General features: G+C 67.8%; 26 protein-coding genes and 1 tRNA gene. 7 read left to right on the top strand and 20 right to left on the bottom strand.

Annotated features, from left to right (window positions below; translation table 11 throughout):
• Nucleotides 1–73: 73 nt before the first annotated feature.
• Complete coding sequence (gene polA / locus A3CU_RS0107060; protein ID WP_027941692.1) at nt 74–2,806, bottom strand: DNA polymerase I; 2,733 nt, start codon at nt 2,804–2,806, stop codon at nt 74–76.
• Between the two features lie 63 nt (nt 2,807–2,869).
• Here polA and A3CU_RS0107055 point away from each other — a divergent pair, with 63 nt between their 5' ends.
• Nucleotides 2,870–3,307, top strand: a complete 438-nt coding sequence (locus A3CU_RS0107055) for a hotdog fold thioesterase (protein ID WP_027941691.1) — start codon at nt 2,870–2,872, stop codon at nt 3,305–3,307.
• Nucleotides 3,308–3,352: 45 nt separating this feature from the next.
• Here A3CU_RS0107055 and A3CU_RS43745 read toward each other — a convergent pair whose 3' ends face one another.
• The 8 genes from A3CU_RS43745 to A3CU_RS0107015 all read right to left on the bottom strand — a co-directional run bounded on the left by A3CU_RS43745 (nt 3,353) and on the right by A3CU_RS0107015 (nt 10,001).
• Nucleotides 3,353–3,649 carry a PIN domain-containing protein gene (locus A3CU_RS43745; RefSeq protein ID WP_052371518.1) on the bottom strand — a complete coding sequence of 99 codons (297 nt, stop codon included), beginning with the start codon at nt 3,647–3,649 and terminating at the stop codon, nt 3,353–3,355.
• A gap of 88 nt (nt 3,650–3,737) precedes the next feature.
• Nucleotides 3,738–4,028: a type II toxin-antitoxin system Phd/YefM family antitoxin gene (locus A3CU_RS0107045; RefSeq protein WP_027941690.1), complete on the bottom strand. Its 291-nt coding sequence runs from the start codon at nt 4,026–4,028 to the stop codon at nt 3,738–3,740.
• Between the two features lie 39 nt (nt 4,029–4,067).
• Nucleotides 4,068–4,781 (bottom strand): ABC transporter ATP-binding protein, encoded by a 714-nt coding sequence (locus A3CU_RS0107040; protein ID WP_027941689.1) that lies wholly within the window; start codon nt 4,779–4,781, stop codon nt 4,068–4,070.
• A complete protein-coding gene (locus A3CU_RS0107035) occupies nt 4,768–5,679 on the bottom strand; it encodes an ABC transporter ATP-binding protein (protein WP_027941688.1) in 912 nt (303 codons plus the stop codon). The genes A3CU_RS0107040 and A3CU_RS0107035 overlap by 14 nt, the downstream gene beginning before the upstream one ends.
• Nucleotides 5,676–6,824 (bottom strand): branched-chain amino acid ABC transporter permease, encoded by a 1,149-nt coding sequence (locus A3CU_RS0107030; protein WP_027941687.1) that lies wholly within the window; start codon nt 6,822–6,824, stop codon nt 5,676–5,678. The genes A3CU_RS0107035 and A3CU_RS0107030 overlap by 4 nt, the downstream gene beginning before the upstream one ends.
• Complete coding sequence (locus A3CU_RS0107025) at nt 6,821–7,798, bottom strand: branched-chain amino acid ABC transporter permease (RefSeq protein WP_043840737.1); 978 nt, start codon at nt 7,796–7,798, stop codon at nt 6,821–6,823. The genes A3CU_RS0107030 and A3CU_RS0107025 overlap by 4 nt, the downstream gene beginning before the upstream one ends.
• Before the next feature lie 124 nt (nt 7,799–7,922).
• The gene (locus tag A3CU_RS0107020; protein WP_342668899.1) at nt 7,923–9,143 is read right to left on the bottom strand and encodes a branched-chain amino acid ABC transporter substrate-binding protein; all 1,221 of its coding nucleotides are present in this window, start codon (nt 9,141–9,143) and stop codon (nt 7,923–7,925) included.
• Between the two features lie 240 nt (nt 9,144–9,383).
• On the bottom strand, nt 9,384–10,001 hold the full coding sequence (locus A3CU_RS0107015; RefSeq protein WP_027941684.1) for an ANTAR domain-containing response regulator: 618 nt from the start codon (nt 9,999–10,001) through the stop codon (nt 9,384–9,386).
• Between the two features lie 198 nt (nt 10,002–10,199).
• Between A3CU_RS0107015 and A3CU_RS0107010 the strand changes: the two genes are divergently transcribed.
• Nucleotides 10,200–10,273, top strand: a tRNA-Leu gene (locus A3CU_RS0107010).
• 464 nt (nt 10,274–10,737) lie between these two features.
• On the opposite strand, the gene A3CU_RS0107005 is transcribed toward A3CU_RS0107010, so the two are convergent.
• The 3 genes from A3CU_RS0107005 to A3CU_RS54360 form a co-directional block, all read right to left on the bottom strand.
• Entirely contained in the window at nt 10,738–11,229 is a 492-nt protein-coding gene (locus A3CU_RS0107005) for a hypothetical protein (RefSeq protein ID WP_027941683.1), read from the bottom strand.
• 347 nt (nt 11,230–11,576) lie between these two features.
• Nucleotides 11,577–12,941, bottom strand: a complete 1,365-nt coding sequence (gene phnA / locus A3CU_RS0107000; protein ID WP_027941682.1) for a phosphonoacetate hydrolase — start codon at nt 12,939–12,941, stop codon at nt 11,577–11,579.
• A gap of 192 nt (nt 12,942–13,133) precedes the next feature.
• On the bottom strand, nt 13,134–13,403 hold the full coding sequence (locus A3CU_RS54360; RefSeq protein WP_169739600.1) for a hypothetical protein: 270 nt from the start codon (nt 13,401–13,403) through the stop codon (nt 13,134–13,136).
• Between the two features lie 37 nt (nt 13,404–13,440).
• Here A3CU_RS54360 and A3CU_RS54355 point away from each other — a divergent pair, with 37 nt between their 5' ends.
• The 3 genes from A3CU_RS54355 to A3CU_RS43735 are packed head-to-tail and all read left to right on the top strand — an operon-like array spanning nt 13,441 to nt 14,730.
• Nucleotides 13,441–13,863 (top strand): cupredoxin domain-containing protein, encoded by a 423-nt coding sequence (locus tag A3CU_RS54355; protein ID WP_245616911.1) that lies wholly within the window; start codon nt 13,441–13,443, stop codon nt 13,861–13,863.
• Nucleotides 13,864–13,895: 32 nt separating this feature from the next.
• Complete coding sequence (locus A3CU_RS54350) at nt 13,896–14,228, top strand: multicopper oxidase domain-containing protein (RefSeq protein WP_027941680.1); 333 nt, start codon at nt 13,896–13,898, stop codon at nt 14,226–14,228.
• Nucleotides 14,218–14,730, top strand: coding sequence for a hypothetical protein (locus A3CU_RS43735; RefSeq protein WP_052371517.1), 513 nt, complete (start codon nt 14,218–14,220; stop codon nt 14,728–14,730). The genes A3CU_RS54350 and A3CU_RS43735 overlap by 11 nt, the downstream gene beginning before the upstream one ends.
• A gap of 427 nt (nt 14,731–15,157) precedes the next feature.
• Here A3CU_RS43735 and A3CU_RS0106980 read toward each other — a convergent pair whose 3' ends face one another.
• Together A3CU_RS0106980 and A3CU_RS0106975 are read right to left on the bottom strand one after the other, a co-directional pair.
• Nucleotides 15,158–16,114, bottom strand: coding sequence for a M56 family metallopeptidase (locus A3CU_RS0106980; protein ID WP_027941679.1), 957 nt, complete (start codon nt 16,112–16,114; stop codon nt 15,158–15,160).
• Nucleotides 16,111–16,473: a BlaI/MecI/CopY family transcriptional regulator gene (locus A3CU_RS0106975; RefSeq protein ID WP_027941678.1), complete on the bottom strand. Its 363-nt coding sequence runs from the start codon at nt 16,471–16,473 to the stop codon at nt 16,111–16,113. Before A3CU_RS0106975 ends, A3CU_RS0106980 begins: the two co-directional genes overlap by 4 nt.
• Nucleotides 16,474–16,764: 291 nt before the next feature.
• On the opposite strand from A3CU_RS0106975, the gene A3CU_RS0106970 reads away from it, so the two are divergent.
• A complete protein-coding gene (locus tag A3CU_RS0106970) occupies nt 16,765–18,579 on the top strand; it encodes a CocE/NonD family hydrolase (RefSeq protein WP_052371516.1) in 1,815 nt (604 codons plus the stop codon).
• Nucleotides 18,580–18,681: 102 nt separating this feature from the next.
• On the opposite strand, the gene A3CU_RS0106965 is transcribed toward A3CU_RS0106970, so the two are convergent.
• The gene (locus A3CU_RS0106965) at nt 18,682–19,683 is read right to left on the bottom strand and encodes a cation diffusion facilitator family transporter (RefSeq protein WP_027941676.1); all 1,002 of its coding nucleotides are present in this window, start codon (nt 19,681–19,683) and stop codon (nt 18,682–18,684) included.
• A 124-nt stretch (nt 19,684–19,807) separates the two neighbouring features.
• Between A3CU_RS0106965 and A3CU_RS0106960 the strand changes: the two genes are divergently transcribed.
• Nucleotides 19,808–20,386: an AAA family ATPase gene (locus A3CU_RS0106960; RefSeq protein ID WP_027941675.1), complete on the top strand. Its 579-nt coding sequence runs from the start codon at nt 19,808–19,810 to the stop codon at nt 20,384–20,386.
• Between the two features lie 30 nt (nt 20,387–20,416).
• Here the strand turns inward: A3CU_RS0106960 and dgoD are convergent, their stop codons facing one another.
• From dgoD to A3CU_RS43730, 5 genes are read right to left on the bottom strand one after another with little or no spacing between them, the layout of a single operon-like run.
• Nucleotides 20,417–21,562 carry a galactonate dehydratase gene (gene dgoD / locus A3CU_RS0106955; protein ID WP_027941674.1) on the bottom strand — a complete coding sequence of 382 codons (1,146 nt, stop codon included), beginning with the start codon at nt 21,560–21,562 and terminating at the stop codon, nt 20,417–20,419.
• A complete protein-coding gene (locus A3CU_RS0106950) occupies nt 21,559–22,188 on the bottom strand; it encodes a bifunctional 4-hydroxy-2-oxoglutarate aldolase/2-dehydro-3-deoxy-phosphogluconate aldolase (RefSeq protein ID WP_063628799.1) in 630 nt (209 codons plus the stop codon). Before A3CU_RS0106950 ends, dgoD begins: the two co-directional genes overlap by 4 nt.
• On the bottom strand, nt 22,185–22,928 hold the full coding sequence (locus A3CU_RS0106945; RefSeq protein WP_027941672.1) for an IclR family transcriptional regulator: 744 nt from the start codon (nt 22,926–22,928) through the stop codon (nt 22,185–22,187). The genes A3CU_RS0106950 and A3CU_RS0106945 overlap by 4 nt, the downstream gene beginning before the upstream one ends.
• Nucleotides 22,925–23,854, bottom strand: a complete 930-nt coding sequence (locus A3CU_RS0106940; protein ID WP_245616910.1) for a sugar kinase — start codon at nt 23,852–23,854, stop codon at nt 22,925–22,927. Before A3CU_RS0106940 ends, A3CU_RS0106945 begins: the two co-directional genes overlap by 4 nt.
• 2 nt (nt 23,855–23,856) lie before the next feature.
• Complete coding sequence (locus A3CU_RS43730; RefSeq protein WP_052371515.1) at nt 23,857–25,209, bottom strand: MFS transporter; 1,353 nt, start codon at nt 25,207–25,209, stop codon at nt 23,857–23,859.
• Nucleotides 25,210–25,293: the final 84 nt, after the last annotated feature.

Genomic DNA, 25,293 nt, shown 5'->3' with positions numbered 1-25,293 from the left:
GTTCGCGAAGTTCACGCGGTGTTGCCACGCCTTCGCGATTTCGCGGGCGAGCCGGTCACCTCGACTACCGCGGCTAGTGTGCCGCGTCGTTCCACGACCGGCCGAACCCGACCGACACCTCCAGCGGCACCGCGAGGTCACAGGCGGCGCCCATTTCCTTGCGGACCAAGGCTTCCACCTCGGCCCGCTCACCCTCGGCGACCTCCAGCACGAGTTCGTCGTGCACCTGCAGCAGCAGACGGCTGGTCAGACCAGCCGTCGTCAGGGCGCCGTGGACGTTGAGCATGGCGACCTTGATAATGTCCGCCGCGCTGCCCTGGATCGGCGCGTTGAGCGCCATCCGCTCCGCCATTTCCCGGCGTTGCCGGTTGTCGCTGGTGAGGTCGGGCAGGTAGCGGCGGCGGCCGAAGATCGTTTCGGTGTAGCCGACCCTGGTGGCCTCCGCGACCACGCTTCGCAGGTAGTCACGAACGCCACCGAACCGCGCGAAGTACTCCTCCATCAGCCCGCGCGCCTCCTCCGTGGAGATCCGCAACTGCTGGGACAGCCCGTACGCGGAGAGGCCGTAGGCGAGCCCGTAGTTCATCGCCTTGATCTTGGCCCGCTGCCCGCTGTCGACCTGGTCGGGATCGACACCGAACACCCGCGCCGCGGTGGCCGCGTGAAAGTCGAAACCGGACTGGAACGCCTCGATCAGGGCGGCGTCCTCGGACAGGTGCGCCATGATCCGCATCTCGATCTGGCTGTAGTCGGCGGTCAACAGTTCCGCGTACCCGCCGCCGACCACGAACGCGTCGCGGATACGACGACCTTCCTCGGTGCGGATCGGGATGTTCTGCAGGTTCGGGTCCACAGAGGACAACCGGCCGGTCGCGGCGATCGTCTGGTGCAGCGTGGTGTGAATCCGGCCGTCGTCGGCGATCGCCTTGATCAGCCCCTCCACTGTGGACCGCAGGCGGCTCGCGTCCCGGTGCTCGAGGAGGTGCTGCAGGAACGGATGCTCGGTCTTCTCGTACAGGGTCTGCAGGGCCTCGGCGTCGGTGGTGTAGCCGGTCTTGGTGCGCTTGGTCTTCGGCATGGACAGCTCGTCGAACAGCACCACCTGGAGCTGCTTGGGCGAGCCGAGGTTGATCTGCTTGCCGATGACGCGGAAGGAATCCTCCTCGGCCTGCTTGACCCGGGCGGCGTAGTGCGCCTCCAACTCGGTCAACTGGTCGAGGTCCACCGCGACCCCGGCGGCTTCCAACTCGGTGATGACCGCCAGCAGCGGCAGCTCGATCTCCGCCAGCAGCCGCCGGCCACCCATCTCGCCCAGCTCGGCCTCGAGCGCACCGGCCAGCTCGGCCACCGCCCTGGCCCGCACCAGCTCGGCCTCGACCAATTGCTGGTCCCCGTCGCCCCCGTCGAGCAGGGACAGCTGACCGCCCTCGGCATCGGCGTCGGAGCGCAGTTCCCGCTGCAGGTAGCGCAGCACCAGATCGTCGAGCTCGAACGACCGCTGCCCCGGCCGCACCAGGTAGGCCGCCAGCGCGGTGTCCATGTTCAGCCCGGCGAACGCCCAGCCGCGGGCCAGCATCGCGTGCAGCGGCGCCTTCAGCGCGTGGCCCACCTTCGGCACGCTCGCGTCGGCCAGCCACGCGGTCAGCGCCTTCTCGTCCGCCTCGTCCATTGTGGACACATCGAGGTAGGCGCCCTGCCCGTCGGCGGTGGCCAGCGCGATCGACCGCAGGTCGGCGGCCACCGACGAGCCGGTGGTGCGGAAGGAGATCCCGACCGCCTCGCCGGCCCGGCTGTGCTCGGTCAGCCATGCCGCGACCGACCCGGTCGGCACCGCGGCGCCGACCGCCTCGAACCCACCCTCGGCCTCCGGCTCGGCGCTGGACAGCGTCGCGAACAGGCGTTCCCGCAGCACGCGGAACTCCAGCTCGTCGAACAGCCGGTGCACCGCGTCACGGTCCCACGGCTGCAGCGCGAGATCGTCCGGCAGAACCTCCAGCGGAACGTCGCGCACCAGCTCGGTGAGCTGCCGGTTGCGCATCACCGAGTCCAGGTGCGCCCGCAAGGCGTCGCCGACCTTGCCCTTGACCTCGTCCACCCGGTCGATGAGCGTGCCCAGCGACCCGAACTGCTGGATCCACTTGGTCGCGGTCTTCTCCCCCACCCCCGGAATGCCCGGCAGGTTGTCCGACGGGTCACCGCGCAGGGCGGCGAAGTCCGGATACTGCTCGGGGCTCAGGCCGTACTTGCCGCTCACCCCGGCCGGGTCGTACCGGACCAGGTCCGACACGCCCTTGCGGGGGTAGAGCACGGTCACCGCGTCGCCGACCAGTTGCAGCGCGTCCCGGTCGCCGGTGCAGATCAGCACCTCGTAGCCGGCCCCGACGGCCTGCGTGGTGAGCGTCGCGATCACGTCGTCGGCCTCGTAGTTCTCCTTGGCCAGGACCGGGATGCCGAGCACCCGCAGCACGTCCTGCACCAGGCCGACCTGCCCCTTGAACTCGTCCGGGGTGGTGGTCCGGTTGGCCTTGTAGTCGGCATAGGTGGCCGCGCGGAAGGTCTGCCGGGACACGTCGAAGGCCACCGCGAGGTGCGTGGGCTGCTCGTCGCGCAGCAGGTTGATCAGCATCGACGTGAATCCGAAGACCGCGTTGGTGACCTGCCCGGTCGAGGTCCGGAAGTTGTCCGCCGGGATGGCGAAGAAGGCACGGTAGGCCATCGAATGACCGTCGATCAGCAGCAGCCGCGGCCGCTGGCCGGCCGCCGTGGCTGTGGTGTTCGCAACTGACTGGTTCTCGCTGGGGGTCACGAGAGCGAGTCTAGGGTGAGGGACTGACAGTCCCGCCTCCTCGTATGCGTTAAGGAGCCGCGCGTGAGCGACCACCTGTCCGAGTTCGCCGGTGAACAGCTGGCCGGCATCGACCCGACCTTCGCCGACGAGCAGCTCAACGACAAGATCGGGCTGACGTTCGTCGAGGTCGGCCCGGAGCGGGTGGTCGGCACGATGCCGGTCCGGGGCAACCGGCAGCCCTACGGCCTGCTGCACGGCGGCGCCAACGCCGTCCTCGCCGAGGCGCTGGGCTCCACCGTCGCCGCGCTGAACGCGGGGCCGGACAAGCTGACGCTGGGGTTCGAGCTGTCCTGCACGCACCACCGCGGCGTGACGGACGGGGTGGTGACCGGCGTCGCCGTCCCGGTGCACGTCGGCCGCGGCACCATCACCACCGAGATCGTGCTCACCGACGAGCGGGGCAAGCGCACCTGCACGGCACGGCTGAGCTGCATCGTCCGCGACCGCCCGCGAGACTAGGCCCGGCCGCTCACCGCTTTTCGTCGCGCATCCCGCGGCAGCTAGCTAGGCCGGCGAGGCTACGGGCAACCCGAGTGCGGTCGCGCCTTCGACCATTCTCTTGTCGTAGGTGACGAGCGCGGTTAGCGCGGATCGAACGGCATGTGCGGTTGCCAGGTGGATGGCATCCAGACTGCGCAGGTACGAGTCGCCGATGACCTCGGCGGTCGGCGCCGCGTCGTCCATGCTGAGCAGCACAACCCCGGACAAGATCACGTGTGCACGCGGCATCCGATGCGCCCCGTTTCTGGCAACGGCGCGCAACAGTTCGATCCGGAGCAGGCGGGAGGACGCGCGTGCCACGCCTGCCCTTGAGCCACGATTCCAGCGCCGCCGTCTCCGCTTCGGGGAGAAGAACGAGCTCGAGCGGCGGAAGTGTCGAGACAAATCATCAACACCGCTCGTCGTCGCGCATCTGAGCAAGCACGTCGGTGAGGCGGATGTCTCCATCCGCCTCGGTGCGCGCGGGGGTGGCGGGAATCGGTCCCGGCATCGATGCTGGGATCGCGCGGCCCTGCGCGATGAGCTCATCAAGCAGCGGCACGCCCGTCCTCGGTGCGATCGGCACGATCCTGGCAATTGGTCGCCCATACTCGCTGACCTCGACGGACTCACCGGCCTTGACCCGATCGAGCACCCGCGCGGTCTGCTGGTTGAGCTCGCTGACGGTCACTTCGGCCATACGGCACTCTACTAGCAGGCACCCGACGGCCTGGATGGTTCACGCGACGCCCAGGTAGGCCTCCTTGATCGAGGTGTCGGCGAGGAGTTCGGCGCCGGTACCGGCCTTGGTGATGCGACCCGTTTCCAGGACATAGGCGCGGTGTGCCCGCGACAGCGCCTGCTGCGCGTTCTGCTCCACGAGCAGCACCGTGGTGCCCTGGTTGTTGATCTCGGTGACGATCCGGAAGATCTGCCGGATGAACTGGGGCGCCAGCCCCATCGAGGGCTCGTCCAGCAACAGCAGGGTCGGCTTGGCCATCAACGCGCGACCGATGGCCAGCATCTGCTGCTCGCCCCCGGACAGCGTGCCGCCCGTCTGGCTGCGCCGTTCGGCCAGCCGCGGGAACAGGTCGAACACGCGGTCCAGGTCGGCGGCCAGGTTCTTGCGGTCCTTACGGGCGTAGGCGCCCATGTCCAGGTTCTCGGCGACCGTCATGCCGGGGAACACCCCGCGGCCCTCGGGTACCTGCGAGATCCCGCGCACCACCCGCAGGTCCGCCCGCAACCGCGTGATGTCCTCCCCGGCGAAGGTGATCCGGCCAGCCGAAGTCGGCCGGATCCCCGAGATCGCGCGCATCGTCGTCGACTTGCCCGCCCCGTTCGCCCCGATCAAGGCCACGATCTCGCCTTGCTCGACCGTGATCGACAGCTCCGACACCGCCTGAATCCGCCCATAGTGGACAGACACGCCGGACAGCTCAAGCAACGTCATCGTCATCCGCTCCCAGATATGCGGCGATGACGGCCGGGTCCTCCCGGATCTCCGCCGGCAGGCCCTCGGCGATCTTCCGCCCGAACTCCAGCACCACGATCCGGTCGGTCACCCCCATCACCAGTCGCATGTCATGCTCGATCAACAGAACCGTGTAGCCGTCGGCGCGGATCCTGCGGATCAGCCCCATCAGCTCTTCCTTCTCCGCCGGGTTGAACCCGGCCGCCGGCTCGTCCAGGCACAGCAGCTTCGGCTCCGTGGCCAGCGCCCGCGCGATCTCCAGCCTTCGCTGGTACCCGTACGGCAGGTTCTTCGCCTTGTCCGCGGCCCGGTCGGCGATGCCCACGAACTCCAGCAGCGCCATCGCCCGCTCCACCGCTTCACGCTCTTCACGCTGATGCCGCGGCAGGCGCAGCAACGAGCCCAGCACGCTCGTCCGGTGCCGGGCGTCCGCGCCGACCACGACGTTCTCCAACGCCGTCATCTCCGCGAACAACCGGATGTTCTGGAACGTGCGCGCGATCCCGACCTGGGTGATCTTGTGTCGCGACGCTCTGGCCAGCGGCCGATCTTCCATCAGTACCTGGCCCGAAGTGGGCCGGTACACGCCGGTCATCGCGTTGAAGCAGGTCGTCTTGCCCGCGCCGTTCGGCCCGATCAGGCCGAGGATCTCGCCGCGCCGGATGGTGAAGGACACCGAATCCAGCGCCACCAGGCCGCCGAACCGGACGGTGACGTCACGCACCTCCAGCAGGGTCTGCCCGACCTCGACGGCGATTTCCCGCTCGGGCGCGACGACCTCCGCCACCTCGGCGAAATGCTCCGCCCGCTCCTGCTCGGACATCCTCGCCAGTTCGGCGACGATACCGCCGTCTGCCTCCGGCTCACGCTCGCTCATGAGCTCTCCCCCACTTCCGCGGACACCGAACTGTCGCGGCTGATCTGCTCGCCGCGGCCGATCAGCCGCTGGTAGGCCTGGCGTCCGCGGGCCAGCAGCCGCTGCCGCGCGCCGAGCAGGCCCTGCGGACGGAAGATCATCAACACCACCAGGAACAAGCCGAAGATCAGGTACTTGCGGTCACTGAGGTTGGTGAACCGGTCCGGGATGTAGGAGACGATGAACGCGCCCACCATCACCCCCACCTTGTTGCCGGAACCGCCCAGGATCACCGCGGCCAGGTACAGCACCGAGAACGACACCGAGAAGTTCTGGTTGTTCATGAACCCGGTCTGCCCGGCCACCAGCGCACCGGACAGGCCGCCGATCGCCGCTCCGATGGCGAACGCCCAGAGCTTGAACTTGAACGTCGGCACGCCCATGATCTCGGCGGCGTCCTCGTCCTCCCGGATCGCCACCCAGGCACGGCCGACCCGGCTGCGCTCCAGGTTCCCCACGAACAGCAGCAGGACGATGATCAGCGTGACCACCAGCCAATACCACGGCACGCCGTCGCTGGCGGTGAAGATCGGGTTGCCGTTGGCGCGGGTGCCCGGCGGGTGGCCGACCCCCTGGAACCCGACCTGGCCGTTGAGCTCGGGCACCAGCGTGGCCAGCAGCCGGACGATCTCGCCGAACCCGAGCGTGACGATCGCCAGGTAGTCGCCGCGCAGCCGCAGCGTGGGCAGGCCGAGCAGCACCCCGGCGAGCGCGGTGACCACCATGGCCAGCGGCAGCGTGGCCAGGTACGGCAGCTTGTGCAGCATCGAGTCCTTGCTGGTGAGCAGCGCGGCCACATACGCGCCCACCGCGAAGAACCCGACATAGCCGAGGTCGAGCAGACCGGCCTGGCCGACCACCACGTTCAGCCCGATGGCGACCATGGCCAGTTCCGCCGCATGCACCATCGCGATCGGGAAGTTCGTGTACGGCTCGGTGGTCAGCAGCGGCGGGTTGAGCACCGGCAGGAAATAGATCAGCACCACGACGGGCACCAGCACCGCCCACTGCTGCGGCCGGGACAGGTTGTTCCACCACTCGCGGAACCGGCCCCGCGGCTTCGGGCCGGCGGCGCGGTCGCGCCGCGGGATCTCGGTCGTGCTCATACCCGTGCCCTTCCCAGTGACTCGCCGAGGATGCCGGTGGGCCGGAACATCAACACCACGACCAGGGCCACGAACGCGATCACGTCGGACCACTGTGCACTGCCCAGCAACGTCTGCCCGTAGTTGCCCACCAGGCCGATCGCCAGGCCGCCGAGCAGCGCGCCGCGGATGTTGCCGATCCCGCCGAGCACGGCCGCGGCGAACGCCTTGACACCGAGGTTGAAGCCGCCGTTGAACACCACCCCGGAGGGCACCTTCATCACGTAGAACAGCGCGGCCGCGCCCGCCAGCACCCCACCGATCAGGAACGTCAGCATGATCGCCCGTTCCTTGTTCACCCCCATCAGCGTGGCGGTGTCCGGGTCTTGGGCCACCGCCCGCACCCCACGGCCGAAGCGGGTGCGGTTGACGAACTGGTCGACCAGCACCATCAGCGCGATCGCGGCAATGAAGATGATCAGCTGCTGGTCGGTGATGATCGCCCCGAAGATATCGAACACCGGCTGGGGCACGAACATGATCACCGCGGGCTCGGCGCTCGCGCCGCGCCAGATGAAGAACGCGTACTGGATGGCGAACGAGACACCGATCGCGGTGATCAGGAAGGCCAGCTTCGGCGCGCCCTTCCGGCGCAACGGCCGGTAAGCCACACGCTCCAGCACCACCGCGACGATCCCGGACGCCGCCATCGCCACCGCGCACGCGATGATGAGGTCACCGATCAGCGCCGGCAGGGACAGCCCCGGCGCCGAACCGCCGAACCCCAGCCCGGACAGGGTGAACACCAACGCGTAGGCCCCGGCGATGAACACCTCCGAGTGGGCAAAGTTGATCAGCTTGAGCACGCCGTACACCAGCGTGTAGCCCATCGCGATCAAGGCGTAGATCGCGCCGAAGGTCAAACCGTTGAAGGTGTTGTCCCAGAACTGCTGGCGAAAGCTGTCGACGTCGAATTTTATCCAGCTGTCAGCCATAAACAGGATTTGATGCACGCGGCCTCACGTTCCGATGTTGTTACCGGACCGGGCACGCCACCGCGTGAAGTGGCGTGCCCGGCCATGTGACCGTGGCCGGCCCGAAGCGGCCGGCCCGCGGGGATCAGGAGATCGTGCCGATGTAGACGATCTTCCCGTCCTGAACCTTGTAGCTGTACACGGTGGAGGACTTCAGCTCGCCCGAGGGCTCCCACTGCATGTGGTTGCTGAGCCCGTTGGCGTTGTAGTTCTTGACGTAATCCAGCATCTCCGGCCGTGCCTTGACACCGGTGTCGATGCCGCGCAGCAGCACCGTGGCCGCGTCGTAGCTCTCCAGCGAATAGGTGCCCGGGGCCTGGCCGGCCATCTGCTGGTAGGCGCTGGCGAAGCTGGGCACCAGCTCACCCGGCACGCATGGGCAGCTGAACATCGCGTTGCTCGAGGCCGAGCCCGCCTGCTGGATGAACTTGTCGTCCTTCACGCCGTCCGGGCCGACGAAGGGTCCGGTGTAGCCGGCCGCGGAGAGCTGCTGGTCCAGCGGCGCGGCTTCGGCGTAGTAGCCGGCGTAGAACACGGCGTCCGGCTTGGCCGCGGTGATCTTGCTGACCGTCGCGGAGAAGTCCCGCTGGTTCGTGGTCACCTTGTCCTGACAGCCCGACGCCTTGTCACCGAGTGCCTGCGTGGCCGCGGTGCCGAGGCCGATGCCGTAGTCCGAGTCGTCCTGGATGACGCAGACCTTGTTGACCTTCAGCTTTTCCGTGAGGAACTTCGCCACGGCCGGCCCCTGCACGGAGTCGTTGCCCAGCGCGCGGAAGAAGGTGGTCCAGCCGTTCTTCGTGAGGTCGGGGTTGGTGGCCGACGGGGTGATGTGCGCCAGGCTGGCCTGCTGGAAGATCTGCCCGGTGGCCTTGGACTCACCGGAGAAGGGCAGGCCCACCACGCCGATGATGTCGGCCTCGTTGGTCACCTGGGTCACGATGCCGGTGGCCTTGGTCGGGTCACCCTCGGTGTCGAACTTCTTCAGGGTGACCTGACAGTTCGGGTTGTTGGCATTGTGCTGGTTGACGGCGAGCTGGACACCGTTGAGGATGTTGATGCCGAGCTGGGCGTTCGGGCCGGTCTGCGCACCGGCGTAGGCGATGGTGACGCCGCTGCAGGTCGCCTTCCCGTCACCGGCGGGCAGCACAGCGTCGGCCGGCACTGGCACCTCGGACACCACCGGCAGGTTCACCCCGGTGTTGTTGGTGCCCGGCGAGGCCGTGTTGGTCTTCGCCGCGCAGGCACCCATGGCGAGCGATGCGGCAGCCGCCAGCACGATGACTCCCGTGAGTCGTGCTCCTGACACTCGTTCCTCCCAATCCAGCTACAGGCCACCCGGTTCGTGGCCTGCTCCCCCGCGCGGGGGTCCTTGACTGGGCGCTGACGGTAAACCCGGCTCACCAGATTGCACAGAGAGATCGGCGGCTTGTTTCCACATCGTGACGGTCGTCACAACTTTTTATGCAACACTTACACCCGGTTGCCCTAATTCGGCAACCGGGTGTAAACGAAGAGTATCAAGCGCCGGTGTGGCCGGCCTTGTGCCTCAGTGCTGACCTATGTTCTCCACGACAGCCTGCGCGACGGCCTTCATCGTGGTGCGCCGGTCCATGGCGGTGCGCTGGATCCAGCGGAAGGCGTCCGGCTCGGACAGCCCCTGCTGGGTCATCAGCAACCCCTTGGCCCGGTCGATCAGTTTTCGGGTCTCCAGCCGGTCGGTCAGACCGGCGACTTCGGCCTCGAGTGCCTGCAACTCGGCGAACCGGCTGATCGCCAGTTCGATGGCGGGTACCAGATCGCGCTTGGCGAACGGCTTGACCAGGTAAGCCATGGTGCCCGCGTCCCGGGCGCGCTCGACCAGATCGCGCTGGCTGAACGCGGTGAGAATGACGACGGGTGCCACCCGATCCCCGGTGATCTTCGCGGCCGCCTCGATGCCGTCCAGCTTGGGCATCTTGACGTCCAGGATCACCAGATCGGGCTTGAGGTCGGCGGCCAGCTTGATGGCCTCTTCACCGTCGCCGGCCTCGCCCACCACCTGGTATCCCTCTTCGCGCAACATCTCGACGAGGTCAAGCCGGATCAGTGCTTCGTCTTCGGCGACGAGCACCCGACGCTGCGGCTCGGTGGCGACACCGTTGGCCTCGGCAGCCTCTTCGGTCACCGGGGTCCTCCTGCGTGCTCGTACGGAATGGGAAAGTGCGGCGTACCGCGAAATCGAGCCTACCGGGAACGATCCAGTTCCCCACGATGGCGTTCACCACGTGGTGCGACCCGCCCGCCCGCGGTGAGGACCGGTCACTCAGGGCTACCCCCGCGAGGCTGCCTCAGGCACGGGCGCGTAGAGTCGGGCCCGACACCGGCCCCCGTAGCCCAACTGGCAGAGGCAACGGATTCAAAACCCGTCCAGTGTGAGTTCGAATCTCACCGGGGGCACCCCTGCAGACCTGCTCCGACCGGCCCCTCAACCTTCGAGAACAGGTGAGGAGCCGCTCTTGCGTCCTCCGGTTTTGTCCGGCTCTATCCGGGTCAGGCCGCGTGCCCTCCCCCATGGTCCGATCACCGACGATTGATTGGGGCGGTGAGTAGCAGGGACGCGAGTACGCCAGCGAAAACGATCGCGTAACGACCCTGGTCGGTTGAGACAGCACAGCCAGGACGGCATCCACTCGCGGCGGTCACCGCCGGTCTTGATCACCGGGACCCGCTTACGCACCTCAGCGCCGGCTCCGGCATCGGTACCGGCCTCCCACCCAAGCCACAAGGTCACGGCAATCTCCCGATGTGTCGTGTCGCAGGCCGGGGAGTGCGCTGCTGATGCGCACCTCTGAAGCTGTCAGGCTGGCGGGGGTGTGTCGACAGCGTTGGCGCCGTGCGGTTTCGCGCGGGTCGACAACGCATCAAGTCCGGTAAAAGTCGGGTAACCATCGAGTGCCGATCAGGCGAGGATTCGGGTTCCTCATGTGTACAATTTGACTTTCAGCGTCACTCATTGTCCTGAGTTCACTTTCGGATTCTCGAAGGATTGAATCCACGCTCAACCTGTCTCGATCCAGATTATCGCTGGAGTAGGTTGCCATCCTCATCACGGTTCTGGTGGCCAGATCCGACACCTGTAGGTTATGGCTTTTGCGCGCCATCGTCTCGATCAGCCCGATGTCTTTGCGTTTGTAGGCAATGCGTAGTTGAATCGACTCGACATGATAGAGGCATATCTCCATCCGCGGCATGGTCGCAATGGGCTTCAAGAGTAATTCGAGCCGCTCGGCCAAAACCAAGGCAAGATCCCAATCTCCAGTACTGTAGATACCTATCAGTTCGGCCGTGAGGTTTTCAAGCTTGGCCATTTGTTCTTCGAGCTGGGCGCGAAGTCGTTTTCTCTTCCCGAACATGGCAACTTCCTCTCAAGTCGCTTGATCTGCCACGGTAAGATCGACTGGAAGCACCGGTCCATGCAGCGATAATCACCACCGCTGACTCGGGCTTGACAGAACCTCGTAGGTGGTGCATTCGTCATCCATCGTGGCAGTTCACGTAGGGTTGCGCTCCAATAAACGCGAGAGGATAGCACGCCATTGCGGGACCCCTCCCTGGCTGGTTTGTGGGGCCGATGAAGGCGAGCTCACCCCAGCGCCACTTCAAACGCGAGAACCTGGCCTCTGAAACAACGATCGGCCACATGGCGGCCGCCGGTTTTCGAATGGACTTGACATCATTGTCTCCACCGACCGGTCTGGCTCTACACCGCGGGCGCGGTCCAAGTCTGGTGCTGGGAAACGATGGTGGTGGCGACCCAGAAGGCGTCGTAGTTGTGTACGTATGCGCGGTCGCCGTAGGGCTCGTCCAGCGGTTCTGGTCTCGGCAGCGTGCGATTGATGATGAACGGGATCTGCAATTCTCCCAGCGCGCCGTGTGAGCGTAGTGGTGCGTCGAGGCCGCTCAGGTCGTGCCATTCGGCGTAGCGTCCCAGTGCGGTGCTTGCCTCGGCCAGCACCACGATGTCACCGATGCGTTCTGCAGGCAGCGCATAACGTCGCGCAGCGTCGTCCCGTTTGTGCACGGCCTCGATTCCGTCGAGCGCGCGCAGCTTCTCGAGCAAAGCATCGTGGTCGGTGTGCGCAGGAAGGTACACGCTGGCGAACGAACCGAGTGCGCCGTGATGGACGGTGTAGGGGTCGGTGATCGGCAGGATCACACGCACCCCGCCGGAACCGTCGGCATCACCGGAAATCGTTGGGACGCCGAGGATTCGGCGCACCTCGTCTTCGAGGTACAACACTTGTGCGCGGCCGGTCTCGTCGGTCTTCGCGCTCATGCCGTGATCGGCGGTGAGGACGACGATGGCCCCGAACTCTTCCAGCCGGGCCGCGTAGGAGTCGATCATCTGGTAGAACGCATTCGCGGTCTCGGTGCCGGGTGCGTGTTTGTGCTGGATGTAGTCGGTGAGCGACAGATACATCAGATCCGCGCCACGGGAAGCGAGGATCGCGACGCCGGCGGCCAGCGCGAACTCGCTCAGCTCGGCTGAATACACGCTCGGCAGGGGCTTGCCGACCAGTTCGACAACATTGTCGATACCGTTGGCGGCCACTGTCGCCTCGCCTGCCTTCTCCGCCGAGAAGCAAATCCCCGTGCGCGAGGGCGCGACGAACTCGGAACCGCCGGCCAAGGCCGGTCCTTCCTCGACCAGCCCTGCGCCGAGCAGTTGGCGCAGCTTGTCCTTGGCGGTCACGACGACGACGTCGTGTCCCGCCTCGTTGGCAGCGGCGAAGATGGTCGGCGCCCGCAGGAACCGCTTGTCGTTCATCAACACTTCCTCGCCCGTTTCGGGGTCGAAGATGTAGTTGCCGCTGATGCCGTGGGCCGCCGGTGGCTGCCCGGTCGCAATGGACAGGTTGTTCGGGTTGGTCAAGGCCGGCATCGCGCAGTGCGCCGGCCATGAACTTGACGGCCCGGCGAGTGTGCGACTCAGCCACGGCATTCGGCCGGCCTTCATCGCTTCGACGTGGTAGCCGGGTTCGCTGCCGTCGATGCAGATGACGACGACCGGCGCACCAGGCATGGTGTAGGTGCGGTCGTTGACGGTGAAGGAGGTGGATCCCACAGCAGCGCTCCTGTCGGCTTCGAGAGCGGATGTCCACTCACCACACTGCTCTGCGGACCTTTGGTCGCGGAAGACATCACGGCCGACGGATTGTCCAGATCTGCGGCCGCCATCGGCTATGGTGGCAGCCGATATACTATCGACAATCGTAGTTCCGATCTCCCTGAGGGAGCCATGACACCTGGCGGACGTCTACCGCTGTTCCCGGGCCGACCGATGAGCCGGCGCGGGTTCCTCGCGCTGAGCGCGGGCGCGACCGCGACCTTCGGACTTGCCGCCTGTTCCCCGGGAAGCTCCGCCGTCTCGGCGGCGAAGGTCGGGCCGGCCTCGCCGCAGGTGGCGCAGGCCGAGCAGGCCCGCCGTGCCGCGAGCGCGGCGGTCCGGTCGGTCGCTCTCGACGCCGGCGTGGGCGAGGCAGATCTCGGCGGGGTCACGGTCGGGGATGTCCGGAATGGACGGCATGCCATAGTCGGTGTTGGTCGGCGGCGACGCTGGCGATGTGACTTACCCGTACATGCTGGCGAATGGCCGGATCTCCAGCGCGCCCGCGGCCTTCGCGAGCAAGGCGGGCCAGCGAATCCGGCTGTGGCTGATCAACGCGGCCGCGGACACCGCCTTCCGGGTCGGCGTGCCCGGGGTCCGGATGCGCGTCACCCACACCGACGGCTTCCCGGCCACAGCACAGAACGAGGTCGATGCCGTGTTACTGGGCATGGGCGAACGAATCGATGCGATCATTACGATCCCCGGCCAGGGAGTGCCGGTACTCGCCGTCGCGGAAGGCAAGGACGGCTACGCGCAGGTCCCGGTGCACGCCGGGGCGAACCGAGCCGGGACGACGAACGACAGTGCGGTCGAGGAGTTGAAGTTGGCCAGGGTCGCGACCGTGGCCGACTCACCGCCGCTCCCGGCGTCGCGCTGACGAACAAGGCCCCGGAGGTTACGCATGAGTCGGTGTTGGCCGGGCCGGGCGCCAAGTACGACTGGACGATCAACGGCAAGGCCTACAACCCCGACGACGGCCTGCCGATCAAGCAGGTCCAACGGGTGCGGCTGCGGTTCGTGAACAACTCGCGGATGTTCCACCCGATGCACCTGCACGGCCACACCTTCCAGGTACGTGGGCAAAACGGTCAGGGCCCACGCAAGGACACCGTGATCGTGCTGCCCGGCAAAACCGTCGAAGTCGATTTCGACGCCACGAACCCCGGCCAGTGGCTGTCCCACTGCCACAACGTCTACCACGGAGAGGCGGGCATGATGACCGCGGTGTCCTATGTGGAATGAACGAACACGCCGGTGGGCCGCCGCGGCCGGCGCCGCGGTGGTGAGTGCGCTCGCGGTCGGGGTGCCGACCGATGTCATCGACACGCCGCTGTTCGACCGCATGACTCCGGTGCGGTGGTGGGAGCTGCCGGTGCTGGTCCTGACCGCGATCCTGGCCGGATTGTGGGTGGCGATCCCCCGTCCGACCGGAGATGTGCGCGGACGCGGGGGTGTGCTGGGTGCCGTGACGGCGGTGGTGTTCGCGGTGGGCTGCCCGGTCTGCAACAAGATCGTCGTTGCTCTGCTGGGCGCCTCCGGAGCGCTCGGGCTGTGGGCGCCGGTGCAGCCGGTCCTGGCGATCCTGTCGCTGCTCGCGCTCGGCGCCGCGGTGGCGGTGCGGTGGCGGCGCCGGGCGTGCACGCCGGAGACCTGCTCGGTCCCGGAGGAGGTCACACGGGAGGCCAGCCCAGACGAGCGAACATCGTCAGTATCCGGCCCATCACCTGCGTCCACCCGCCGATGAGCCCGGCGGACCGCTACGCACGCGGTGCAGATCGAACCGCAATTGCCGGTGCAGCAAGGGAATCCGCATCACGCCGAGAGTGACCAGCCGATCTCATCTCGTGGGCGTGGCTGATGGTGGCACTGCCATTAGTGGCGGTGGGTCTGGCGGCACTGGGCACGCTCGCCGGTTCACGCGCTGAGATGGCTCGCCTTGTTGCTGAAAACACATGAGCCTGTTGGCCGGGCCCGGCTCGTGACACGTTGACCATCCACAAGCGACTGTCAACGGCTGGTTACGACTACACGCCACCGAAGCGAGACCTCACCTGCGCCCGAGCTGAGCATCGGTGTGCACGACGGCCATCACCGCACCGATCGCCAGCAACACCCACCCGAACAGAGTGCGCTGCCCACTCGAAAAGAACTACCTGTGATAGGAGGTTGATTCAGGAGCCGACGAACGGGCAGGCGACGATCACGATCGACAGAGCCAGTGCCGCACTTGCCACGAAAGGTAGCGCCGCGGCCGTCATGCCCGCGGCACCGCAGATCGCGGCGCGACGCAACCCTGCGGGCGGCAGGACGCCCCGCTCCAGGCGGGCGAGCCGCAGATCCACGGCGTCGCGCGCCATGGCCAACGCGGCGGCGGGTGCGCCGCAACCGGAGACCCCCAGCAGTGCCGATCGCACGGCGCGGGCACCGCATTCGCGCGTGGCCGCCACGTCGGCCGCGAGTTCGACGAGTTCACGCAATGCCGCTGTGGCCTGCCGGAACAGCGGCAGGAACGGCAAAGCCAGCCGCAGACATTCGGCGAGCGCGATCAGCTGATGGTGCTTGCCCTTCAGGTGGGCACGCTCGTGCGCGAGCACCGCGGCGACCGCGTCGCCCGGCAGATGCCGGTGCAGCCCCTCGGTGGCGACGATCACGCCACGCCGTCCCCCCAAACTGAAGGCCAGCGGCCGGTCGTGCGCCAGCCACAGCGTCGCGGGCATCCCGCCGTCCGAACGCCCGGCGATGCGCAGCGTCGCCAACTGCTCGCGCCTCATCCGCGCGCGCTGACGGATCCCCACGATTCCGGCGATCACCAGGCGAGCCGCGAGAACCAGCAGCACGAGCACGCCGAGCAGCCCGCCGACTTGTTCCACCGCGGGCGGTGAGCCGTGCTGGATCGCTCGCCAGCAAGTGTGCGCAGTGGCCAGCAGGCCGCCCAGCGATCCCTGGGTCGGCAGGAGCAGCAGGATCACCGCGGCCACCGCGGTGAGCGCCACCCCCAGCATCGACAGCAGCCAGCACACGATCAGCATCGCGGGATCGCGCCGACCGCGGTCCAGCGCGCGTAACCCGCCCGGCACCAGCCAGCCCGCCGCGACGGCGCCGGCCAGCAGCGACAGGGCGGCGATCACTTCCGGCGAGCCTTCCGGCGCAGCCCCTTGCGCAGCACCTCGGTCTCCTCCTCCGACACCGACTGCGCGAAGTGCAGCAGCACACCCTCCGGATCACCGGAGGAATCCACAATGTCCCGCAAGGCGCGAGCGGCGGCCTCTTCCCGGCTGATCGCCGGCACGTACCGGTAGGCCTTGCCGTCGAGTTCGCGCTCCACCCAGCCCTTGCGGTGCAGGTTGTCGAGCACCGTCATGACGGTCGTGTACGCGAGCTGCTTCGGCGTGTCCAGCCGATCAAGGACCTCGCGGACCTTGGCCGGCTCCGCGGTGCCCCACAGCACGTTCATCACCGCGGATTCGAGGTCACCGAGACCGAACATCTTCGCCCTCTCCTCCACTGTGATCAGTGCCGTCGGTTCCCTCAGGATATCGGCCACCAGCAGCTCGGAGTCGGCCGGGAGTCGTCCCAGCACAGCAAGCGATCACCCGATCCTACTATTTCAACTAGTATTTGTGTTGGTGACGGCACGCCCGGTGCGCACCACGGGGAGATCAGCGCGGCGGGACGCCGGTGCGGCCCATCCTCTCCAGTTGCAGCAAAGGGCAACTACAGCACAGAGGTCTGGATCTGTGCTTCCGGTTACCGATCATGGCCTGCGATACTGACCGGCATGATCGGGTTCACCCGGCGAAGTGCTTCCAGCGTGCTCGTCGTCCTCACCGCGTTCGTCCTGGCCGTGACCGGTGCTCCGGCGGCTTCGGCCGAGCCGCCCGCGTTCGTGCTTCGCGACGGCGTCAGTCAGCCGGTGTTTTCCTATCAGAACGCGATACGGGAGACGGCCTGGGTGGAGACCGGCCAGGATCTCGACCGCGACGGCCGGATCGATCGGGTCGCCGCTGACATCATCCGGCCCGCCGAACCCGCCGCCCGTGGCCGGCGGGTGCCGGTGATCATGGATGTCAGCCCGTACTACGCCTGTTGCGGGCGGGGGAACGAAAACCAGAAGAAGACCTATGCGGCGGACGGGACGCCCGAGCAGTTCCCGTTGTTCTACGACAATTACTTCGTCCCACGCGGGTACGCCGTGGTGCTGGTCGATGTCGGCGGCACGAACCGGTCGTCGGGCTGTTTCGACGATGTCGCCTCCGGAAACGCCGTGGTGAACTGGCTCAACGGCCGGGCACGCGGCTTCCGCTCGCCAGCCGGCCAGGACACCGTCAAGGCGGGCTGGGCAAACGGTGCGGTCGGTGCGATCGGCAAGTCGCAGGACGGCACCACCGCGATCGGGATGGCCGCCTCCGGTATCGACGGCCTGAAGACCGTGGTGCCGATCGAATCGGTCAGCGACAATTACGCCCAGCACATCGCCAACGGCTCTCCCATCGTCACACCGGAGAACGACGGCTCGGCCTTCACCTACAACGAGCGCGCGGCGCAACTGTGCCAGCCCTATGAACAGGACAACGCCGCGCGAGCGGGCACGAACGGCGATTATAACGAGTACTGGAAACAGCTGAACTACGCCGCGAACGCCAAGAATGTGCACGCGAGCGTGTTCTCCGTGCAGGGTTTCCAGGACGGCGCCGTGGCCCCCAACCAGTTCACCCTCTGGTGGGACGCGATCGGCCGGGCCGGGGTGACCCGCAAGGCGTGGCTGAGCCAGGCCGGGCACACCGATCCCTTCGACCTGCAGCGTGAGCAGTGGGTCGCGACCTTGCACCGGTGGTTCGACCGCTGGCTGCTCGGCGTGCGCAACGGCATCGAGCGGGAGCCGGCCATCCATCTCGAACAAACCCCCGGCCAGTGGGTCGATTTGCCGCAGTGGCCGGCGGCGACCCGGCAAGGCACTCTGTGGCCGTCGGCCGGGGGAACGCTGGCGAACCGGCCAGGCGTGGGAACGGCGACAGTGGTCGACGATCCGGCCATCGATCGTGAGCAGTGGGCCACTCAAGACTCGACAGCCCGGGCGGTGTTCACCACCGACCCGCTGACGAGGCCGGAGCGGCTGTCCGGCACGCCGTCGGTGACCGTCACGGCGAGCTCGGACAAGCCGGTGGCCCGCCTCGGCGTCGCGCTGGTCGACTACGGACCGGCGAGCACGCGCAACACCGTGGAGTACGGCTCCGGCATCAAGAACCTCGACACCCGATCGTGCTGGGGTGAAAGCAGTGCGGCCGACAGCGCGTGCTTCCTCGACACGACCGCCGATCTGGTCGACGTGGACCATGTGATCGTCGCGGTCGGCTGGGCCGACCTCGGGCATTACGCCTCTCTCGAGCACGGTGTCGCGCTCACCCCGGGCACGCCGTACACGATCACCTTCCCGCTCACCGGTCTGGATCACGTCGTCCCAGCCGGGCACCGGCTCGGGCTGATCGTCGGCGGCACCGACGCAATGTTGTTCGACCCGGCTCTGCCGAGGCTGGACGACACGCTCACCTTCACCCTCGCGGCCACCTCGGTCACGCTGCCGTTGGCAGGCTGAGAGTCCGTACCGACACCCGACCGGAACTCCGTCTGACCTTGGGCGTTCGCGCGAATCCGAACGCCACGGGTCAGGCGGTTTATCGGCCGGCATCCCGCGCGGTCAGGCCCGGCCCGACCGGTGGACCGTGCCGTGTGGATCGTCGCAGTGCGTGCCGGTTCCGGGCTCGGGCCTGCTGTGGTCGACCTGCAACGTGGTGTGCCGGAGGTGGTGTTCGTCGCGGAGGACGCGTTCGAGATCGCCCCGCACCGCATGGCAGTCCGCGCCGGGCTGAACCAGCACGTGCGCCGACAGCGCCGATTCACCCGAGGTGATCTGCCAGATGTGCAGGTCGTGCACTTCGACCACGTCGGGCCGTGCGACCAGTTGCCGCCCCACCTGGTCCGGATCGGTGCCCGCGGGTGCGGCCTCGAGGAAGATCCGCCCCGACTCTCGCACGAGGCTCCACCCGGCCTTGGCCATCAAGGCGGCGACCACCAGGGCGGCGATCGCGTCCGCGCGCGTGAAACCGGTCAGCCACACCACGGCACCGGCGACGGTGGTCGCGATGAAGGCGTAGAGGTCGTTCAGGATGTGCTGGAACGCCCCCTCGACGTTGAGGCTGCTGCGGTTGGCACGGCTGATGCACCAGGTCGCGGCCACGTTCACCGCGATCCCGACCAGGGCGGTGATGAAGACCAGCAGGCCCTCGACCTCGGGCGGCGTGATCAAGCGCTTGATGCCCTCGTAGGTGAACCACACGGTGAGCACCAGCAGACTGATGCCATTGGCCTGTGCGGACAGGATCTCGGCCCGTTTGAGCCCGTAGGTGTACCCGCCGCGGGCGGGCCGGGCCGCGAGCCGGATCGCTACCAGCGCGAGCACGATCGAAGCGGCGTCGGTGAGCATGTGCCCGGCATCGGAGATCAGCGCCAGCGACCCGGCGATCAGACCGACGGTGACCTCGGCGACCATGAACGTCCCGATCAGCGCCAGGGCCGCGGCCAGCCATTTCCGATCCGCGTCGACGCTCATGCCGTGGCCGTGGCCGTGGCCGTGGCCGGACGAGCTCCGCTCGTCGTGACTACGCGCTAGCTCGGCAGATGCCGGCTTGCCGGTTCCCACCAGTGGACTCCTTCGGGTTCACGTCTCCCTACAGCGCGAAAGATATATGCAAACATGCGCATACGTCAACCAATGTCGGCGTGGATCCGCCCGATGGGGGCCAGGCGCCGCTAAGCTGCCGGTCATGACCCACATTGGGACCGAGGACACTCGTCTTGTCGTGCTCCGCGGCCCCTCGGGATCGGGCAAGTCCTCGACGGCGCGCCGGTTGCGCGGTCATCTCGGCCGCAGCGTGGCGCTCATCGAACAGGACTATTTCCGGCGCGTCGTGCTCAAGGAGCGCGACGTGTCCGGTGGGGCCAACATCGAGCTGATCTCCGCAGCCGCGAGGTTTGCTCTCGATCGAGGGTGGAACGTGATCGTCGAGGGCATCATGCGCGCCGAACGTTACGCGAACATGCTCGGCGACCTGCGTAACGACCACCTCGGCAAGACCGTGTTCTACTACTTCGATGTGGCCTGGGAGGAGACGCTGCGCCGCCACGGAACACGGCCCCAGGCCGCAGAATTCGGCATCGACGAGATGCGGGAGTGGTACCGCGCAGGCGATCAGCTCGGTTTCGCCGAGGAGCGGATCATTCCCCAAACGTCCACTTTGGACGAGACCGTGCATCGCATCCTGCGCGAGGGGTTCGGCGACATGGCGGACAACCCGCGACCCCACGCCAAGCGTTCGGCCATCACCGTGGACCGGGAGCAGTAGTTGCTGCCGAACGAGTAGGAACGGGCCGGCTCACCATTCGGTCAGCGATCCGTCGGCGTTGCGCCACACGGGATTGCGCCAGCGCTGCCCCACCTCGGCGGCCTTGCGCACGGCCGCCTCGTCGACCTCGATGCCCAGCCCCGCGCCCGTCGGCCGGGCGAGGTGACTGTCCCGGAAGTCGAACACGCTCGCGTCCACGAGGTAGTCGAGGAGGTCGGCGCCGGTGTTGTAGTGAATGCCCAGGCTGGTCTCCTGAATCAACGCGTTGGGGCTGGCGAAGTCGATCTGCAGCGAGGCCGCGAACGCGATCGGGCCGAGCGGGCAGTGCGGGGCGAGGGACACGCCGTACGCCTCGGCCATGGCCGCGATCCGGCGCACCTCGGAAATCCCGCCGGCGTGGGACAGGTCCGGCTGCGCGACCGCGATTCCGGAGCCGAGCAGGTCCCGGAAATCCCAGCGCGAGTACAGCCGCTCCCCGGTCGCGATGGGCACCGTGGTGGCGGCGCAGATACGCCCGAAGTCCGCGGTCAGCTCGGGCACGATCGGCTCTTCCACGAACAGCGGATGCAGGGGTTCGAGCAGGCGGCACGCTTCCCGGGCGAGCGCGGGCGAGAGCCGGCCGTGGAAGTCGATGGCGATGTCGGCCTGATCGCCGATCGCCTCCCGCACCGCGGCGACGCGCCCCACCAGAAGGTCGAGTTCCGCCTTCGACTCCAGCGCCCGTAGTTTCCCGGCCGCGTTCATCTTCACCGCGTCGAAGCCCTGCTGCAGGCGCTCGAGCGCGTGCTCGGCGACCTCCCCGGGTTCGTCACCGGCGATCCACGAATAGGTGCGCATGCGATCGCGCACCGCACCGCCGAGCAGTTCGTGGACGGGCACACCGAGCGCTTTGCCCTTGATATCCCACAACGCCTGGTCGATCCCGGCCACCGCACTCGACAGAATCGGGCCCCCACGGTAGAAACCGCCCTTGGTCAGCACCTGCCAGTGGTCCTCGATGCGGAACGGGTCCTGGCCGGCGAGATAGTCCGAGAGTTCCTCAACGGCCGCGGCGACCGTCGCCGAACGCCCCTCGACGACCGGTTCGCCCCATCCCGTGATGCCTTCGTCGGTACGCACGGCCAGAAACAGCCAGCGCGGTGCGACGGAGAACGTCTCCAAGGCGGTGATCTTCATCGGCCGGCCCCTCCGTGGATGGTCTCGATGAGCTCGGGCAGCCGGGCGAACTGGTCCGCATCGGACAGTGCGGAGCCCAACGACACCGCCGCCGCGCCCGCGTCGAGGAATTCCTTGGTGTTGTTCAGGTTCATGCCGCCGGTCGCGACGAACCGCGCCTCCGGGAACGGGCCTGCCATCGCGGTGATCCAGCGTGACCCGAGGTCGGCGGCTGGGAACGCTTTCAGCCAGGTGAGGCCCAGGGCCTCCGCCTGCTGGATCTCGGACGCGGTCGCGACGCCCGGCAGGTGTGGCAGGCCTGCCGCGAGCGACGCCTGGGCGACGACGGGCGAAAACCCGGGCGCCACGGTGAACCGGGCGCCCGCACGCGCGGCAAGTTCGACCCGCTCGATGGTCGTCACCGTACCCGCGCCGACCACCGCGTCACGTTCCTTGCCCGCCTCGACCGCGGCCCGGAGCGCGGCCACCGCGGTCTCGCCCTGCACCGGAACTTCGACCAGCTCGATGCCCACGTCCCAGGCGCGCCGGCTTACCTTCACCGTCTCCTCGACGGAGAAACCGCGCAGGATGGCCATCAACGGCAGCTTGGAAAAGGCCTCGGCGAACAGTCGCCCGGATTCGTTCATGACGTCCATCCCAATGCTCGGGAAATCGCCTGTGCGGCATTGCGGATGGCCGGCAGGTGCTGGCGCAGGCCGGCCAGGTCTATCTGTGCCTTCAAGGCCGTCACCGATATCGCGGTGCGCACGGCCGATGTGCCGTCCCGGACCGGGACGGCCACGCAATTGACGTACGACTCGTACTCCCCGTCGTCCTCTCCCCAGCCACGCTCCCGGATCTCGCGCAGCCGCGCGGCGAACCCCTCGGCCGTCGTGATCGTCGCGTCGGTGAACCGCTGATAGTCGTAGCCGCGCAGCAACTGGGCGCGCTCGTCCTCCGGCATGAACGCCAGGATGGTCTTGCCGACCCCCGAGGTGTGGAGCACGACCGGCTTGCCGATCTGGGAGTACAGCCGGATCGTGCCCGGCGGCTCGATCTTGTCGACGTAGATCACGCGCCCGTCGTCGACCGTGGCGATGTGCACCGTGAGACGAAGTTTCCGGCCCAGCTCAGCCAGATGCGGGTGCGCGACGCCGCGCAGGTCGAACTGGTCGAGCGCGGCCTGCGCCAGGCCGGCCAGCCGGTAGCCGACCGCGAAGGTGCCGTCCTCCCGCTTGCGCGCGAGACCGCCCTGGCACAGGTCCTGCAGCAGGCGCAGCGCGGTCGTCCGGTGGACGCCGAACCGTTCGGCGACCGCGTTCGGGTGCTGCGGCCCAATGGTCAACATCTCCAGGATCTGGATGGCACGCTCGACGGCCTGACTCATGTTGTCGGCTCTTCCGTTCTCCGCAGGGAGGTGGCGTCGGCATGATCGGAGACCGAACCGAGCGCGAAGGCCGCGGTCCGATGGCCGAGCAGCAGCCGCTCCGCGGCTTCGGCGCCACGGAGCCAGGCCGAAAGGTAACCGGCGGCGAACGCGTCGCCCGCGCCGACCGGCTCGACCACGTCGACCCGCGGCGCGGGAACGAACGTGCCCCGACTGACACCCGGTTCGAACACCGTCGCCCCCACATCGGCATTCTTCACCACGACCGTGATCGAGGACCCGATCAGGTCGCGGACCGCCTGGGCGGTGTCGGTGCCCCACACGTGCCGCGCTTCGTCGAGCCCGGCGAACACCACATTCGCTTGCCGGGCAAGGGAAAGCAGCGGATCCGCGGCATCTTCGGCGCGCCACAGCGCCGGGCGGTAGTTGACGTCGAAGGAGCACGACACCCCTGCCGCGCGGGCGCGCTCGAACAGCGCGGTGGCGGTCTCCGCGCAGCCGGCCGACAGCGCGGGCGTGATCCCGGACTGGTGCACCAGGCGCGCACTCGCGATCGGCAGCCCGTCCAGGTATCGGGGCGTGAGCCGCGACGCCGCGGACCCGGCGCGGTAGTAGTACACCAGCGTTCCCTCGGGCGCCGGATCCTTGAAGTACACGGCGGTCGGCGCGGACGGGTCCCGTTCCACGTAGCTCACGTCCACGCCGGGCTCGGCGACCGCCGCGAGGACCTGGTCGCCCAGCGGCCCGGAGCCGACCCGGCTCAGCCAAGCCGCCCGGTGTCCCAGGTCGGCAAGGTACTGGGCGACGGTCGACTCGGCCCCCGCCACGCCGAGGGCCATCTCCTGGGCCGTGGCCAGGCGTTGCCCGGCACGCGGCGACAGCAGGACCATGCTTTCGCCCAGGCAAAGTACTTCCGGGTCGGCCACTACTACCCCTCTGCGATTCCGACGTCGGCCGGTGCCTTGCGTTCAGCCGCCTTGCGGCGCACCGCACGGGGAGCGGTCTCCGGCAGGAACCGCACCGCAACCGCGGTGATGATCCCCGAGAGGGCCATGTACCCGGCGAGCAGCCACGGGCGGTCGCCGTTGGCGTGCACCAGCAGCGCGGCGACGAACGGCGCCGTGCCGGAGAACACGACGGCGGTGGTTTCCCGCGCCAGCACCAAGCCGGTGTACCGGACCTCGGTCGGCAGCAGTTCGGAGAAGAACGAACCGGCCGGGCCGAAGATCATCGAGTTGAGCAGGATACCGAATCCGACGCAGACGGCGAGCGTGATCAGCGGCAGCGACCGGGTCCCCACCAGCAGCCAGAACGGCACCGCGAAGACGGCGATGGCGATGCCGCCGCCGATGATCAGCGGGCGGCGGCCGACGTGGTCGGACAGCCACCCGCCGATCGGGATACCGAAGACCGAAAGCGCGGACGCGACGGTGATCGCGATCACCGCCACGTTCTTGGGCAGTCCCAGCTGGTGCGTGGTGTAGGAGGGCAGGTAGCCCTGGATCGAGTAGGACGCGATCGCGGTCGCGCAGCCGGCACCGATCATCAGGCCGATGGTCTTGCCGTGACTGCGGACCGCGGTGACCACCGGCGCCTTCTGCTGCTTGCCTTCCGAAACCGCCGCCTTGAAGGTGTCGCTCTCCTCCGAGAAGTACCGGAGCACCAGCCCGGCGATGATCACGATCACCGACGCCAGGTACGGCAGGCGCCAGCCCCAGCCGAGGAACTGATCCTCGTCCAGCGACGACACGATCGACATCGCGCCGGACGCAGCCACCACGCCGATGAATTCACCGGCGCCGGGCAGAGCCGCGTAGAAGCCCCGGTTGGTGGGCTTGGCGCTCTCGGTGGTCCAGACATAGGCGCCGCCGAGTTCCGCGCCGACACCCAGCCCCTGCAGGATGCGGCAGAACACCAGCAAGGCGGGCGCCCACACACCGATCTGTGCATAGGTGGGCAGGACGCCGATGATGAGCGTGCCGAAGCCCATCAGCACCAGCGTGGCCAGCAGTACGGGCTTGCGCCCCCAGCGGTCGCCGAAGTGAGCCAGGATCAGCCCGCCGAACGGCCGGGCCGCGAACCCGACCGCGAACGTGGCGAAGGACGCCAGGGTCGCCGCGAACTCCGACTCACCGGAAAAGAAGATCTTGTCGAACACCAGCGCCGCGGAGGTGCTGAACAGGAAGAAGTCGTACCACTCGAGCACCGAACCGACAACCGCGGCGAGCGCGTTGCGGTTACGGCTTCTGCGGTGCGGATCGACCGGTTGCGTCTGCGACATGCGTGCTCCTTCGCACGGGCGGGTGCCGTCCTGGATTCGCGGACGTTAACAGCACCGCGCGCACATTACGCACTACTTGTGCAC

The sequence above is a fragment of the Amycolatopsis taiwanensis DSM 45107 genome, assembly GCF_000519205.1.
GTDB lineage: Bacteria > Actinomycetota > Actinomycetes > Mycobacteriales > Pseudonocardiaceae > Amycolatopsis_E > Amycolatopsis_E taiwanensis.
The sequence above is the reverse complement of the archived record's forward strand: the minus strand, read 5'-3'. Positions and strand labels throughout refer to the sequence as shown.